The following is a 15,971-nucleotide window of genomic DNA, read 5'->3' on the forward strand; positions in this document are numbered from 1 at the left end:
GGTTAACTCCTGTGTCAGGAAGGGGGAACTCCATCAGCGTTTCGGGGTGCTGCACCACGCGCCAGCCGAGCCGCTGGTAGACCAGGTGAGCATCCTGGGTTGAGAGCATCCAGCGATGCACCGTTTGCAGCTCCGGATGTTCACGGACGCAGGTCGCCAGCCAGCTGCCCAGCCCGTGACCACGCCAGTTTTCGTCAATTATCACATCGCACAGCCAGCCAAAGCGGGTGTAGTCGGTGATCAGCCGGGCAAAGCCAATCTGTGACGTCTGGTCATAGAGGCCAAAGGGCAGCGACCCGGCTATCGCCCTGCGGGTTTTCGCTTCCGGCTGGCCTTTGGCCCAGTACGATTTTTCCGCCAGCTGGTGGTGAATCCATGCCAGGTCGAGTCGCTGGCGGCAGGTCGAGATGGTGAACGCCTCGCGCTGCCACTGCTGGTCAGCAATCTGTAATGAGTCCATGACAACTCCTTGTTCTGTGAAAATCAGTGTAAGAGGATTCATGCAACGGTTGAGGCTGTAGCGGGCGACAAAACCCGGTAAAGCCATTGAAATTAACAGCGGAAAAAAATTTTATGCTGATGCAGGATCGTCAGATTCGCGCGGGAAAAGCGTGCAGGACGAAACGGCCGGAAGGGAGGCGCGGGACCGGGGTGACGGCCCGCTTTCAGAGTGCATCAAGAAAGGGGCAATGCCTGCCGCCCCTTATACGCCGAACTCGACGGAGTTATGTTTGCCGATCAGCGATCGCAGTGGCACGCTGCTTTTCATAATCGGGGATTTAATCACGATATAACTGAAGTATTTATCAATGCCGATCTGAGCATCAAGCAGCTTCTCAATAACTTCCTGATAGTGCTCAATACTGCGGGTAATAAAGCGCAGCAGGTAGTCGTAGCCGCCGGTGATGAGATGACACTCCATCAGTTCATCCACGTCGCGCATCGCACTTTCGAATTTCATAAAGTCTTCGCGACGATGGCCTGACAGGGTGACTTCGGTAAAAACCGTTACCGAATCGGTAATACGGGTAAGATTGATGTGCGCTTCATAGCCGGTGATAAATCCGGCCTGCTCCAGACGTTTGACCCGTTGCAGGCAGGGGCTGGGCGAGAGACCTACGGCATCGGCGAGGTTTACGTTGCTGATACGGCCATCTTTCTGAAGCTGCACCAGAATATTGATGTCAATGCGGTCGAGTTTCATTAAGCCGTTCATAGCATCCCCTCACTGTCAGAGCCTGTACCGGCAGGCGTCATGGTGGCAGGCAGTCCGGAGAGGGACAGCGCGGAACAACCAGCACGAACAGAGAGCCGTCGGGATGGTGAGCACTGCCCAAAGCAGACTGACAATTTAAATAGCCTGACCGGATAGGCTCTTAGTTAAATGTGCAGAACCTCCCGAAGATATAACACGCTTTACAGTTAATGCGCCAGTGCTTCGCAGTGGTTATACCAGCGGGAGATTTTCGACTTACTTTAACAAAATCAATGAGGAACGGTTTTATCCCAACCGGCCGGTGGCGCGGGCCAGTGCAATATCAAAAATATGCAGCGCCTCTTCCAGCTGTGAGTCGGTGGTGACCAGTGGCGCGAGGAAGCGAATGGTGTTGCGATGCAGACCGCATTTAATCAGCAGCAGCCCTTCCTGGCAGGCACTGTCCAGGATCTTCTGGGTCAGCGCCGCATCGGGACGGCCGGTTTCGTAATCGAGAATCTCCACCGCCTGCATAAAGCCCACGCCGCGCACGTCACCGATGCAGGCATATTTTTCTGCCAGCTGGCGCAGTCGTCCATTAAGCTGCTCACCGAGCTGGCAGGAACGCTGCAGCAGGTTCTCCTGCTCAAACAGATCCAGTACCGCCAGCGCCGCCGCACAACCCAGGGCATTACCGCCGTAGGTGCCGCCCAGCCCGCCCGGCGTCGGCGCATCCATGATTTCTGCCCGGCCGACCACACCGGAAATCGGCAGGCCGCCGCCCAGACTTTTTGCCAGGGTGATCAGGTCCGGTTTTATGCCCAGCTGCTGGAACGCGAACATCGTGCCGGTGCGCCCGAAGCCGGACTGCACCTCATCGCAGATCAGCAGAATGCCGTGCTGACTGGTGATCCGCCGCAGCGCCTGCATAAAGGCCGGACCCGCAGGCAGGAATCCGCCGTCGCCCTGCACCGGCTCAATAATGATCGCCGCGACCCGCTCCGGCAGGATCTGCACGGCAAAGAGCTGATCCAGCGCCTTCAGGCAGTCCGCTTCGGTGATGCCGTGCAGCGGATTCGGAAAAGGCAGCCGGTAGATATCCCCGGGGAACGGGCCAAAGTTCTGTTTGTAAGGCGCGGACATACCGGTCAGGGTGACGCCCAGCAGGGTCCGGCCATGAAACGCCCCATCAAATGCGATGATGCCAGGCCGCTGCGTATGCGAGCGGGCAATCTTGACCGCATTTTCTACGGCTTCCGCGCCACTGGTAAAGAAGACGCTTTTATACGCCTCATCACCGCCGACCAGCCGGTTCAGCCGTTGCGCCAGCTCGATGTAGCCCGGATAGGCCACCACCTGAAAACAGGCGTGAGAGACCAGGCCCAGCTGACGGGTGACCGCATTGACCACCGCCGGGTGATTGTGGCCGACATTCAGCACGCCGATGCCGCCGACGAAGTCGAGATAGCGGTTGCCCTCTACGTCCCACACTTCACTGCCCCTGGCGCGTTCGATCACCAGCGGATGGGCGGTCACAACTCCGCGCGGGACGTTCTGCTCACGTGCATCCAGTAACAGGCTGTTATCGGAGTATGCTTGCTGTTCTGCCATGACATTCTGCATTCTAAACCCTCATCCACGTAACGTTCGGTTGGCTCAAGTATCGCAATGCACGGGTTTATTACGCTGCCGTAATTCCCCATGCAGCGGCATTTCCTGTCAAAATCCCGCAGCATTCAGCAGGGAAATTTCTCCGCCAGCGCCTGGCGGATCAGCGTGACAAAAACGTCAACGCCATATGGAATCAGCGCATCATTGAAGTCATACGCGGCGTGGTGCAGCGGCTTACTGGGTGCCGAACCCAGCCACAGATAGGCACCGGGGCGCGCCTGCAGCATAAACGCAAAATCTTCGGAGGTGAGCGCAGGCCGGGGCGCGAGATCCGCCCGGATGCCAGCGGCTGTCAGGGCCTCCAGACAGAACTGCGCCTCCGCCGCGCTGTTCAGCGTTGCCGGGTAGTAGCGCAGGTAACTGACCTCGGCCTGAAGGCCGTGGGCAGCGGTGATGTGCTCTGCCATCTGACGCATCCGGGCTTCGATCGTATCCTGCGCGGCCGCGCTGAAGGTGCGCACCGTGCCGGTGATGCTCGCCTCTGAGGGGATCATGTTGTGCGAAAAGCCCCCCTGCATCCGGGTCACGGTGAGCAGCGCCGTTTCGCACGGATCGAGCGCGCGCGGAACCAGCGTATTGAGCTGCACTACCAGCTCGCTGATCGCCAGCAGGGTATCGCCCGTCAGGTGAGGCTGCGCGGCATGGCCGCCGCCGCCCAGCACGCGGATATCGAACCGATCGGCCGCCGCCATAATGGGACCGGGCCGGGTCTGCACCTGGCCGAGCGGCAGCTCCGGCCAGTTATGAATGGCGTAGACGGCATCGCAGGGAAACCGGCTGAACAGGCCGTCATCAATCATCGCCCGGGCGCCCGCCAGCCCCTCTTCCGCAGGCTGAAAGATAAAGCAGACCGTGCCGTCAAAATGGACGTCGCGCGCCAGTGTTTCGGCAGCGCCAAGTAGCATCACCGTATGGCCGTCATGGCCGCAGGCGTGACTCACCTGTTCGGTTCCGCTCTGCCAGGCCGTGCCGCTCTGATCCCGCATCGGCAGCGCATCCATGTCCGCCCGCAGGCCGATCATGCGCGGACTGCTGCCCTTTTTCAGTATCCCGACGACACCGGTTTTACCGATACCGCGATGCACTTCAATGCCCTGCTCCTGCAGAAAACGGGCCACGATGTCGCTGGTGCGCTGCTCCTGAAAACCCAGCTCCGGGTGGGCATGTAAATCGCGGCGCAGGGCCACTAAGTGTTCCATCTCAATATCCTCGCGAACGGTCGATTTCACCGTGCAGCGGCTCGCCTCGCTGATAACGCCGCAGATTTTCCAGCAGGGCCGCAATAGCACTCTCATTCTGTGTCTGGCTGGCGATGTGCGGTGTCAGCCAGATGGCGGGATGGTGCCAGAAGGGGTGGTCCGGCGGTAACGGCTCCGGGTCGGTCACGTCAATGACGGCGGCGCGCAGCTGACCGCCTGCCAGCGCCTGCAGCAGATCGTCCTCTGCCAGTTGCGGGCCTCGCCCGACCTGCACCAGCGCCGCACCTGGTGGCAACTGACTGAACAGCGTCCGGTTGAGCAGACCCCGCGTGGTTTCGGTCAGAGGCAGCAGGCAGACCAGAATCTCGCTGTGCGCCAGAAACGCCGCCAGCTGATCGTCGCCGTGCCAGCAGCGAACAGCGGGAGAGTGGCGCGGCGTGCGGCTCCAGCCTGCACAGTCAAAGCCCAGCGCCACCAGCTGCGCCAGCACAGCCTGCCCCAGCTCCCCCATTCCCATCACGCCCACCCGACGCTGCGCGGCGGGTGTGGCACTGTGAGCCAGCCACTGCTGCTGACGTTGCTGATGGAAATAGCGTGGCATGTCGCGATGCAGGCCGAGCACCGCGAAGGTGACATATTCGACCATGCCCTGCGTCAGTCCCGGCTCAACCATTCTGATCACCGGCAGGTCGGGCGGCAGCGCATGCAGGTCAAACTGATCGGCTCCGGCTCCCACTGAAAACAGCAGCTTCAGACGGGGAAAGCGTGCCGGAATATCAGCCGGTGGCAGCCAGGCGACCAGCGCCTCCACCTGCGCCGGATCGCCGGTTTCAGGCCAGATATGCAGCTGAATATCGGGCGCATGTTCTGCCAGCCAGCGTTGCCAGATGCGGCCACGTTCCGGTTCGGATTTATAAACGATGTGCATCAGGCCATCGCCTGAGTCATGAGGCCGAATGCCTGCATACCCTGCGGCGTCCAGGGCGTGCCGCGCACCATCGTGACAGGGGCATCAACCTGATCCAGCCCAAGGGTATGAAGCCAGCTGGCCATCGGCAGGCGGGCATCGGTGTCGATGCGCAGAAACTGCCCCTCAAGCGACTGCATCAGTGTGGCGACCAGCGCCTGCGCGACCGGGAACGCCGCCGCGATCACCGGGCCAATCGCCCAGCCGTGGCCGAAACGGCGCAGGCTGGCGAAGCCCTGAATCTGTTGTGCCGCATCCTCCAGCAGCACCGTCTGGCAGTCCCGCAGCAAATGTTCATAGAGTGCCGGACGGGACATGCCGCTTGCCTGCTGATCCAGCGTCACCAGCGTGGCGTGATCGGCCAGGGTCGCCGGACGCAGTTGCAGCCCCGCCGGGATCGCCACCGCCGGAAGCGTGGTCAGGGCGCGGGTCTGATGCTGACGGATCTCGCCGCAGGTGACGAAACCGAGCTTTTCATACAACCCCTTGCCCATTTCAGTGGCGTGCAGCCGGACATGACAGTCGGGCACTTTTTCCAGTTGCGCCAGCATCAGCTGTTTGCCCAGCCCGCGCCCCTGCTGCTGATTATCAACAATCACCAGCCCCACCGTGGCGGCGCGCTCGCCCCAGCGCCAGAGTATCGCGCTGCCGATGATCCGGCCCTGCTCTTCAATCACCGTTCCCTCACCCAGTTGCAGCGCCAGCTGCCAGTCTTCCCGGCGGTGAGGCCATTTCAGCGCCTGCGTCATCTGGTAGCAGGCGTCGAGATCATCAGGTGTCATTGCGCGTAGTGTCAGGCTCATTCGCGTTCTCCTTACATCATGCCTGGCGTATCAAGTCCGCTGCCGTCAACCAGACGGCTGTAGCGGTAGGGTGTCGGATCCACGACCGGTGTGGCTTCGGTTGCCAGATCGGCGGCCAGTCGTCCGGCCCCCGGTCCGATACCGAAGCCGTGGGCGCTGTAGCCCGCCGAGAGTATCAGTCCCGGCACTTTTGCCACCGCCGAGATCACCGGGATGGCATCCGGGGTGCTGTCAATCATGCCGCCCCACGACTGCGCCAGCCTGAGACCGGCCAGCGCCGGATATTCCCGTCGCATCGCCGCCAGCCCCTCTTCGACAATCCCGGCATCGGCGGCCGGATCGAGAATTCGCATGCGTTCAAACGGCGACTCGCGGTCAAAAGCCCAGCGTCCCATCGCTTCCGGGCCATTGAAAAACGGCGACAGGCCGAGGTTCAGCGTGAGGTTTTTCCGGCGACTTTTAAAGGTCGGATAGAACTGACGCGCATAGCGCAGCCCCTGCGCCCCCGGCTCCAGCCGTCCCCGGCCGGAGACCGACACGGTATAACTGCCATCCAGCTGGGGCCGGCAGGCAAAGCCGGGCGTATAGAGCGGCATGGCGATCGCCTGTTCGATCGGCTGCGTGCGGAAGGCCGTACCTATCACGTTGCCGAGCGGCAGATCGATGCCGTGGCGACGACAGAACATGGAGGTCCAGGCACCCGCCGCACAGATTACCCGGCTGGTTTTGATCAGCCCGCGCTCGGTCCAGACGCCGCTGACCCGTCCGGCAGCGATATCCAGTCCGCGAACGGCGCACTGCTGAAACAGCAGCGCCCCTTTTTTCTGGGCGCCCGCCACCAGCCCTGGCGCAGCCAGCCGTGGTTCAGCGTGACCGTCGGTGGGCGAGGAGAGGCCGCCCCGCCAGTTGGTGGTGCTGCCGGGCGTCATGGCTTTGGCCTGTTCCGCCGTCAGGATGGAACTCTGCATACCGTAGCCTTTGGCCATCTGGTTCCACTTATCCCAGGCCGCAATCTCTGACTCCTCCTGTGTGGCGTAGACCAGCCCGCTGCGACGGAATCCCAGCTCCTCCCCGGTTTCCGCGTTAAGCTCGCCCCAGCGCTGCAGCGCATAGATAATCAGCGGCAGTTCACGCTCATCGCGATTCTGCTGGCGACACCAGCCCCAGTTGCGGCTCGACTGCTCTGCCCCGACCAGACCTTTTTCGATGAGCACGACATTCACGCCCTGTTTCGCCAGTTCAAAGGTGGCCGCAGCCCCGGCGATACCGGCACCAATGACCACCACATCGGCGGAATCGGGGAAATTGACACTATCCTGTACGTAACGAAGGGGTGCAGGCATAAAAAGAGAACCTCTGTTGTCAGTAACCGATCGGCTGCACGGCAATATCGCCGCATTGCAACTGACCCATGCGTCTCACCGCCCGCAATGGCGGCAGAGACGGGTAAATGTGGGCGCATTCAGCCTCGCTGAAAGCGTGCCGCTTACTCCGCTTTTAAAATCTCTTCGTGTTCGTCCAGCCATCCCTGACGCAGCTCCGGCACTGCCCGTTTCAGCCGCTCAAAATAGAGTTCGCGGGTTGGCTTATCGTAGTCCTGCCGCGCCAGCTGCGTGACGATGCGGCCACTCTTCATGACCACAATCTCATCGCACACCGCGCGCACCGCATGCATGTCATGGCTGATGAAGATCACGGCCAGCCCCAGCTCACGGCGCAGTTCGCTGATTAAGTCGAGCACCGCGGCGGCGACCACGGTATCCAGCGCCGAGGTGACCTCGTCGCACAGGATCAGATCCGGCTCCGCCGCCAGCGCCCGTGCCAGGTTGACACGCTGCTTCTGCCCACCCGACAGCGCCCAGGGACGCCGCCACAGGACGCTGCGCGGCAGCTGCACCAGATCCAGCAGCTGCCAGAGCCGCTGCTGCCGGGCCGCTCCGCTCAGGCCGTGAAACAGCGTCAGCGGTCGCGACAGGATCCGCTCCACGCTGTGGGCCGGGTTCAGCGCCGTGTCCGCCATCTGAAACACATACTGAATACGCCGCAGCTCGTTATCCGGGCGTTTCTGCATATCGCCCGCGATGTAGTGGCCGTTGAAAAGAATATGCCCCTGACTCGGCGCATTCAGCCCGGCGATGGCGTGGGCCAGTGTGGTTTTGCCGGAGCCTGACTCACCAATAATGCCTATCGCCTGCCCTTTCCACAGCTGAAGATTGATCCCCGCCAGAATAGGGATTTTTGGCTGTCCGTCGCTGCCTCGCGGGCCATATCCTGCACTGAGGTCGCGCACTTCCAGCAACGGCTGGATATCGGCCGAGTCCGGGCACCAGTTGCTGGGCCGCTCTTTCTGCCGTGCGGCCTCCATCAGCTGACGGGTGTAGTCCGCCTGCGGCGCGCCCATCAGGTGTGCGGTCGAACCATACTCCGCCATTCTGCCCCGCAGCAGCACCAGGATCCGGTCAGCCATCTGCGCCACCACGGCCAGATCGTGGCTGACATAAATCGCAGTGACGCCACGCTGCAGGACCACGCGGCGAAACGCCTTCAGTACCTCCACCTGCGTCGTCACGTCCAGCGCGGTGGTCGGTTCGTCCAGGATCACCACGTCCGGTTCACCGATCAGCGCCATCGCCGTCATCAGACGCTGTAACTGGCCGCCCGAGACCTGATGCGGATAGCGATCGCCGATGGTTTCCGGATCCGGCAGCGCCAGCTCACGGAACAGGCCGATCGCCCTGGCTTTTGCCTCCCTGCGGGTCAGCGTGCCATGAATGACGACCGGCTCGATCACCTGGTCCATTATTTTCATGCCCGGATTAAACGACGCCGCCGCGCTCTGGGCGATGTAGGCGACTTTGTTACCGCGAAAGGCGCGCAGCTGGCCCGGTGTGAGGCTGTTAACGTCGGTGCCCGCAACGTGCACATGCCCTTCGGCTATGCGGCAGCCGCTGCGGGCATAGCCCATCAGCGCCATTGCGATAGTGGTTTTACCCGAACCGGATTCACCAATCAGTGCCAGTACCTCCCCTTTCTGCACCGTAAAGTGGATGTCAGAAACCAGGTCGATCTCTTCACCGCGATCGGTCTGCGCCGTCACGCGCAGTTTGTCGACGGAAATGACAGGCATTGCGGTATGTGGTGTCACGTTCATGCTCCCTCCTTCGCCAGGGTCATCGGACGCATCGCCTGCAGGCTGTCGATAAACAGGTTGGCCCCGATAGTCAGGCTGGCGATGGCCAGCGCAGGCATCAGCACCGCAGGCGAGCCGTCAAACAGACCCTGCATATTTTCTCGCACCAGCGTGCCCCAGTCGGCGTAAGGCGGCTGCACGCCCAGGCCGAGGAAACTCAGGCCGCTCAGCAGCAGAACGATGTAGACAAAGCGCAGGCCAAAGTCAGTCAGCATCGGGTGCACCATGTTGGGCAGAATATCGTGGATGGCGATATACCAGCGGCTTTCACCACGCAGCCGTGAGGCGCGCACGTAGTCCATGCTGCGCAGCGAGCTGGCCATGGCAAAGGCGATGCGGAAGGCACCCGGCCAGTAGGTAAAGACGGCGGTCAGGACCAGCATCGGCAGCGAGGAGCCAAACACCGCCACGATCATCAGCGACAGCACTTTGCCCGGCAGCACCAGCAGCGCGTCATTGATGCGGCCCAGCAGCTCTTCCAGCCAGCGTCCGGTTACGGCGGCGAGCAGCGCCAGCAGCGTGCCGACCAGACTGGCCAGCAGCGCGGCACTCAGCGCCAGACCGATAGAGAACTTCGCACCGTAGAGAATGCGGCTCAGCATGTCGCGTCCCAGGTAGTCGGTTCCCAGCAGGTTCTCGGCGGTCAGGCCCCCCATCAGCGGACCGCCGCCGATATCGTCAATGCTGTGCGGTGCCAGCGCGGTGCCGAACAGCGCCATCAGCAGCCAGAACAGCGACACCAGCAGCCCCAGCCGTCCTGACCAGGAGAGCGACTGCAGGAAACGCCACGGCAACAAGAGAGTATTCATGCGCTTCTCCATTTCGGGTTAAAGGCGATAGTCAGAATATCGGCCAGCAGCAGCAGCACCAGGTAACAGGCGGCAAACAGCATGACGCAGAGCTGCACCACGGGCAGATCGCGGTTACTGACCGCATCGACCAGCTGGCTGGCCAGACCGGGATAGCTGAAGATGGTTTCGATGATGATGACGCCGCCAAACAGATAGGAGAGGCTGAGCGAGATGGCATTGGCAATCGGCCCGACCGCGTTGGGCAGCGCGTGACGCAGAACGGCCCTGAGCGGCGACACGCCCTTCAGCTGCGCCATCTCCAGGTAGGGGCTGTCGAGCTGATTGATAATGGCGGCGCGGGTCATACGGGCCATCTGCGCCACCAGCACGCAGCAGAGCGTCAGCACCGGCAGCGCGTACGCTTTGAGGTAGCTCAGCAGGTCGCTGTCGGGGCTGCCGAATGACATGGCTGACACCCAGTGCAGCCGGACGGCAAAGATCAGCACCGCCACGGTCGCTACCAGAAATTCAGGCACCGCCACCGTTGCCATCGTCGCAATGACCAGCGCACGATCGAGCCGGGAGCCACGATTCATCGCGGCCAGGATGCCGATCAGCAGCGCCAGCGGCACGCAGATCAGCGTGGTGATAGCCGCCAGTTCAAAGGTCGCGGGGATGCGCTGCGCCACCAGTTGCGAGACCGGCAGATGACTGGCAAACGAGATGCCAAAATCACCCTGCACCAGCCCGGCCAGCCAGTGGAGATAGCGCATCAGCAGAGGCTGGTCGAGGCCCAGTTGCTGCCGTAACGCCGCCACCGTTTCCGGTGTGGCGTTCTGGCCCAGGATCATCTGCGCCGCGTCACCGGGCAGCAGGCTGGTGATGAAAAACACCACCGCCGAGACGATAAGCAACGTCAGGATGCCGGCACCCGTGCGCCGGGCAATCAGAAACAGCATGTATCGGTTCATCGGCGAACTCCCTATAGGTAGCCTGATGGAGCAGGCGGAGATCAGGCGGACAGCCAGGCAAATTCATGGAAGCGATAGCCCATCATCATGCCTGACGGCCAGGGCTCGACGCCTTTGACCTTTTTGCTGTAACCATCAGTCGAGCTGATAAAGGTCGGGATGATGGTGCCGCAGTGGTCATAAATCAGCGTCTGCATGTCGCCATACATCTGCTTGCGTCTGGCCTGATCGCGCTCGCCGCGCGCCGCGACCACCAGCTGATCGAACCGGGGATTTTTCCAGCCCGATTCGTTGTTCGGTGCGGTTGAGAGATAAAACTGCGAGAAGAGCATATCCAGCGTGGGACGCGGATTTATCGAGCCATATCCCAGCGGATCTTTCATCCAGTGCGAAGACCAGTAACCGTCATACGGCACGCGTCGCACTTTGACATTCAGCCCCGCCCCGCGCGCCATCTGCTGGATCAGCTGACCGCCTTCGTTCGCTCCTTCGATATTCGGCGTAGTAATGATCTCGACGGTGGAACCGGTCATGCCCGCTTTTTTGATATGAAACTTCGCTTTTTCCACATCCAGCGGACGGGGTTTGAGGTCGGCGTTATAGAGTGGATGCCACGGTGGCACCGGCGTGTCATTACTGACGTCGCCGTAGCCCTGCAGGACCGTTTTCACCAGCATTTCACGCGGTTGCAGATATTTCATCGCCAGCACGAAATCTTCGTTGTTACCCGGCTTCATGTCGGTGCGGATAATCAGGTTGGTGTACATCCCTGACTTACTCTCCAGTACGCCAAACTCACCGCTGGCGTTGAGACGCTTACAGTCGGCGGCGGTGAGGGTTGACACCATCTGCAGATCGCCCGACATCAGGGCGTTGACGCGCGCCGCGCCGTCGGTGACGCCAATCAGCTCCACCTCATCCAGATGCGGCAGTCCCGGCTTGTAGTAGTTGGGGTTCCGGGTGCCGATGGTGCGGGTTCCCGGCATAAAGGTTTTGCAGATAAACGGCCCGGTGCCGATGCCTTTACTGAAATCGGTCGTGCCCTCTTTGACGATTAAAAACGGCGGGGTCGCCAGCATATAAGGAACATCGAAGTTGGCGCTGTTCAGCTCCAGCTGCACCTCGCTGTCGCTGACGGCGCTGAAAGCTTTGAACTGATCGGCCAGCTTAAAGGCGATAGAGGCGATGGCGGGATCTTTGTGGCGGCTGAGCGAGAAGATGACATCGCTGGCGGTCAGCGGTTTGCCATCATGGAAGGTGACTCCCTTACGCAGCTTAATATGCCAGGTGATGCCGTCGCTGGACTCCAGCGATTCCGCCAGCGCCGGTTGCGCGGTCAGGTTTTTATCCAGCTCGGTCAGGCCGCTGTAGAACATAAACTGGCGGGTATAGTCGGCGCTGTTATTGCTTTTGGCCGGATCGAGCGTATCGGTGGCGGAGGCGTTCGACATCGCCGCGCGCAGTTTACCGCCCCTGACCGGCTTGTCGTCCGCCAGTGCAGCCCCGGAAAAACCGACCAGGCCACTGCTCATCACCGCACCGGCGGAGAGGATTTTCATCAGGCTGCGGCGGGACAGGGAACCCTCGGTGATCATGCGCGTCAGTGCCGGATTTACCGCATCAGCGTCGTTATTATCAAATTTACTCATCTCTCTACCCTCAATAGTCAGGCGAACCGGGAACAGGGTCTGGCGGTGCTGATGACCTGGCGACCAGCACCCGACGGGACGTTAAGAAAGGCGATCCTTTGCTTTGTAATAGAGTCCTGCGAGCGGTAAAAACCATGGCTTGCCGTGATAACCGGGCAGCGCGGGCCATGCGTCACGCTGCCAGGGATTTTCGTTGCGCTTTTCGGCCAGCAGATCGGCCATCACGCGTCCCATCCAGACCGACATCTGTGTGCCGTGTCCGCTGTAGCCCAGTGAATAGAAGAGCCCCTCCTGTTCACCCGCATGGGGCAGACGGTCGGCGGTCATATCGACCATGCCGCCCCAGCAGTAGTCCACCCGCGCCTGGCGGAGCGGTGGCAGCATCTGCGTCAGTGCGTGATGCAGGATCTCGCCGCTGCGCGAATCAGAGGTCGGATTGCTGACCGCAAACCGCGCCCGCCCGCCGAAAACCAGCCGGTGATCGGTAGTGGTGCGGAAATAGTTGCCGATGTTGAGCGACGTCACGTAGGTCCGATCGTGAGGCAGCACCTGACGCAGCAGCGCCGGATCGAGGGCTTCGGTCACCACAATAAAGCTGCCGACCGGCACGATGCGGCGCTGAAACCAGGGAAACGGGCCGACGTTGGAGCAGCCCGTCGCCATCAGTACTTTATCGGCCAGAATCGCGCCCTGCGCGGTGTGAATCCGATGCTGATAGCCTCTGAGGCGCTCCAGCTTCGTCACGGCGTGGTGCGGATAGATCTTCGCCCCGCTGCGGGCCGCCGCCTCCGCCAGGCCGACGCCAAATTTCCCCATGTGCATCTGGCCGCCCCGCTTCTGCAGCAGGCCGCCGTGGAAATCGTCGCTGGCGATCTCGTCGCGCACCGCCGTTTTGTCGAGCAGTTCGATCTGCGGATCCACAGTGCGACGCATCAGTTCATAGGCTTCCCGCAGACCGGCCATATGCGACGCTTTGCTGGCCAGTTTGAGCTTGCCGCACAGCCGGAAGTCACAATCGATCTGCTCCTCCTGAATCAGCTGGCAGACATAGCTCACCGCATCGTCAAATGCCCGGTAGAAGCGGCTGGCCTGCTCCAGACCCTGGCTCGCCACCAGCGAAGCGAAATTGTGGGCCACCCCGGTATTGCAGTGACCGCCGTTGCGCGCCGACGCCTGGCTCATCACGTCGCCACTCTCCAGCACCACCACGCGGATACCGCTGCGCGCCAGATTCAGCGCGGCCGAGATGCCGGTGAAGCCGCCACCGATCACAACCACGTCCGCCTGAGCGGGCAGCGGTTCGCGGGCGGCGCCGGTAAACGCCGGGGCGGTGGCCTGCCAGAACGATTCCAGTTTCATAGGGAGTTCCTCAGAGTCCGACTACGCCGGGCAGGCCGCCGATATCGTTGATTTCGGTGTACTGGTAGTAAGGATTGGCCGGCTCATGACCGCGATTGACCCAGACTTTGTTTTTAATACCGAGATCGTGGGCGGTCATCAGGTCATAGCGGAAGCTGGAAGAAACATGCAGGATCTCCTCCGGGCCGCAGCCGAGCCTGTCGAGCATGTACTCAAAGCCCTTCATCTGCGGTTTATAGGCACCCGCCTCTTCCGCCGTGATGGTCATGTGGATTGGAGCGCCCAGGCGAGGGATATGGTGCGGGATAAGATCTTTCATCGAGTTGGTCAGCAGCACCAGCGGAAACTCTGTGGCGACTTTCGCCAGCCCGGCGGGCACATCGGGATGCGGCCCCCAGCTGGCGCAGTCGGTGTAGATAAAGTCACTGTCTGCTTTGTCCCAGCGGACACCCCACTTTTTGCAGGTACGCTGAATCGCATTGCTGACCACGTCGTAATACGGCTTCCATGCGCCCAGCACCTCATCCAGACGGTAGCTGGAAAAATCGGTGGTAAAGGCGTGCATGTCGTCCGGATCGACGCGGTCGCTAAAGCGGCGCTGCGCTGCGCCCGCCATGTCAAAGCGGATCAGCGTGCCGTAACAGTCGAACGTGATAAATTTCGGTTTAAACAGTGCCATGTAACGCCCTCGTCTTGTCAGTTGCGCTTAAAAATCGATGAGTACACTCTTCTGCCGCTGGCAGGCCTGAAACGCCTGACGGCCCAGATCCTTACCAATGCCCGAGCCGAGAAAGCCGCCGGTCGGAATGATGAAGTCGCCGGAACGGCCATAGCGATTAATCCAGACGGTGCCCGCCTCGATGGCGCGCATGGCACGTAACGCTCGCGGCAGGCTCAGAGTGTGGACACCGGCGCAGAGGCCATAGGTGTCATGTGCCGCCATCGCCAGGCCCTGCTCCTCCTCATCAAACGTCTGCACCGTCAGCACCGGGCCAAAAATCTCCTGCTGCACCGCCGGATTGTCCTGCGTAACCTGACTCAGCAGAGTGGGCTGCCAGAACCAGCCTTCGTCGGTGCCGGCGAAACGTTCTCCGCCCACCAGCACTTCAGCGCCCTGCGCTTTCGCCGCCTCGATTACCGAGCTGACCTTCAGGCCCTGACGCTCGTCGATTAACGGCGCGTAGCGACTATCCTCCTGCCAGGTCACGCCCGGTCTGACGTCCTGACAGAGCTCTATCAGCCGCTCTGTCAGCGGTTCCGCTATGTTGCGCTGCACGATAAGCCGGGTGCCTGCCACACAAGCCTGGCCGCCGTTGGCCGTGAAGCCGCGCAGGATCCGCTGGGCCAGAATGTCCGGGTCGCCCGCATCATCAAATACCAGCTGCGGACTTTTACCGCCCAGCTCCAGCGTGACCGGCTTCATGCCGTGCTGCGCAGCATCGCTCATGATGCGCGCGCCGGTCAGGGTCGATCCGGTAAAGGAGACTTTGCGCACCAGCGGATGAGTGACCAGCGCGCTGCCGGTAACGGCACCGCTGCCCTGGACAATATTCAGCACCCCCGCCGGTAAGCCCGCCTGAATCGCCAGCTCCGCCATGCGCACGGTTGAAAACGGCGTCAGCTCAGAGGGTTTCAGCACCACCGCGTTGCCCGCCGCCAGCGCCGGGCCGCATTTCCATGACGCCATCGACAGCGGAAAATTCCACGGGGTAATGGCGGCGATAACGCCATAGGGTTCGGCAATCAGCATGCCGAGGCTGCTGTCACGGGTCGGAAACAGGTCACCGCTGTATTTGTCGGCGCATTCGGCATAGAAGCGAATCGCTTCGGCAGTAAAGGGAATTTCATGCAGCACCACGTCGCTGATTGGCCGGGTCGAACCCAGGGCTTCCAGCCGGGCCAGCAGAGGATCCTGCTCAATCAGGTCGGCCCAGCGCCGCAATACCCGTCCACGCTCGCGGGGCGCGCAGCCGGACCAGCCACTGGTTTTCAGCGCCTGATGGGCGACGGTCACCGCGCGGTCGACATCCTGCGGCGTGGCGTCCTGCAGCGTGGCACAGACGCGGCCATCAGAAGGCCGCTTTACCTGGAAAGCGGCGCCCTGACACTGACAGTGCTGGCCGCCAATATAATGGCCGGCTGGAAGAGAAACTTTTTCAGGGTCGAAACTTAACAT

The 15,971-nt window shown here is 61.5% G+C and carries 13 protein-coding genes and 1 pseudogene; all 14 read right to left on the bottom strand.

The features are described from left to right. Nucleotides 1–22: 22 nt before the first annotated feature. Nucleotides 23–460 (bottom strand): annotated as a pseudogene (locus tag AB1748_RS13235) (GNAT family N-acetyltransferase); the annotation flags it as partial. 243 nt (nt 461–703) lie between these two features. Next, entirely contained in the window at nt 704–1,216 is a 513-nt protein-coding gene (locus tag AB1748_RS13240; RefSeq protein ID WP_111140661.1) for an Lrp/AsnC family transcriptional regulator, read from the bottom strand. 285 nt (nt 1,217–1,501) lie between these two features. Then, nucleotides 1,502–2,818 carry a 4-aminobutyrate--2-oxoglutarate transaminase gene (gene gabT, locus AB1748_RS13245; RefSeq protein WP_367395599.1) on the bottom strand — a complete coding sequence of 439 codons (1,317 nt, stop codon included), beginning with the start codon at nt 2,816–2,818 and terminating at the stop codon, nt 1,502–1,504. Nucleotides 2,819–2,931: 113 nt separating this feature from the next. Continuing rightward, on the bottom strand, nt 2,932–4,065 hold the full coding sequence (locus tag AB1748_RS13250) for a M20 aminoacylase family protein (RefSeq protein ID WP_111140663.1): 1,134 nt from the start codon (nt 4,063–4,065) through the stop codon (nt 2,932–2,934). A gap of 1 nt (nt 4,066) precedes the next feature. Beyond that, nucleotides 4,067–4,993, bottom strand: a complete 927-nt coding sequence (locus AB1748_RS13255) for a glyoxylate/hydroxypyruvate reductase A (RefSeq protein ID WP_111140664.1) — start codon at nt 4,991–4,993, stop codon at nt 4,067–4,069. Beyond that, the gene (locus tag AB1748_RS13260; protein WP_367395600.1) at nt 4,993–5,835 is read right to left on the bottom strand and encodes a GNAT family N-acetyltransferase; all 843 of its coding nucleotides are present in this window, start codon (nt 5,833–5,835) and stop codon (nt 4,993–4,995) included. The genes AB1748_RS13255 and AB1748_RS13260 overlap by 1 nt, the downstream gene beginning before the upstream one ends. Nucleotides 5,836–5,846: 11 nt before the next feature. Then, nucleotides 5,847–7,178 (bottom strand): NAD(P)/FAD-dependent oxidoreductase, encoded by a 1,332-nt coding sequence (locus AB1748_RS13265; RefSeq protein WP_367395601.1) that lies wholly within the window; start codon nt 7,176–7,178, stop codon nt 5,847–5,849. A gap of 143 nt (nt 7,179–7,321) precedes the next feature. Further along, the gene (locus AB1748_RS13270) at nt 7,322–8,986 is read right to left on the bottom strand and encodes an ABC transporter ATP-binding protein (RefSeq protein WP_128084501.1); all 1,665 of its coding nucleotides are present in this window, start codon (nt 8,984–8,986) and stop codon (nt 7,322–7,324) included. Beyond that, nucleotides 8,983–9,834 carry an ABC transporter permease gene (locus tag AB1748_RS13275; protein WP_111140668.1) on the bottom strand — a complete coding sequence of 284 codons (852 nt, stop codon included), beginning with the start codon at nt 9,832–9,834 and terminating at the stop codon, nt 8,983–8,985. The genes AB1748_RS13270 and AB1748_RS13275 overlap by 4 nt, the downstream gene beginning before the upstream one ends. Continuing rightward, nucleotides 9,831–10,787, bottom strand: a complete 957-nt coding sequence (locus AB1748_RS13280) for an ABC transporter permease (protein ID WP_111140669.1) — start codon at nt 10,785–10,787, stop codon at nt 9,831–9,833. Before AB1748_RS13280 ends, AB1748_RS13275 begins: the two co-directional genes overlap by 4 nt. Before the next feature lie 41 nt (nt 10,788–10,828). Continuing rightward, the gene (locus AB1748_RS13285) at nt 10,829–12,436 is read right to left on the bottom strand and encodes an ABC transporter substrate-binding protein (protein ID WP_367395602.1); all 1,608 of its coding nucleotides are present in this window, start codon (nt 12,434–12,436) and stop codon (nt 10,829–10,831) included. Between the two features lie 81 nt (nt 12,437–12,517). Beyond that, nucleotides 12,518–13,795, bottom strand: coding sequence for an NAD(P)/FAD-dependent oxidoreductase (locus tag AB1748_RS13290; RefSeq protein ID WP_367395603.1), 1,278 nt, complete (start codon nt 13,793–13,795; stop codon nt 12,518–12,520). A gap of 10 nt (nt 13,796–13,805) precedes the next feature. Further along, entirely contained in the window at nt 13,806–14,474 is a 669-nt protein-coding gene (locus AB1748_RS13295) for a haloacid dehalogenase type II (RefSeq protein WP_111140672.1), read from the bottom strand. A 27-nt stretch (nt 14,475–14,501) separates the two neighbouring features. After that, nucleotides 14,502–15,971 (bottom strand): aldehyde dehydrogenase, encoded by a 1,470-nt coding sequence (locus AB1748_RS13300; RefSeq protein ID WP_367395604.1) that lies wholly within the window; start codon nt 15,969–15,971, stop codon nt 14,502–14,504.

Origin of the sequence: Pantoea sp. Ep11b, assembly GCF_040783975.1 — a bacterium.
GTDB lineage: Bacteria > Pseudomonadota > Gammaproteobacteria > Enterobacterales > Enterobacteriaceae > Pantoea.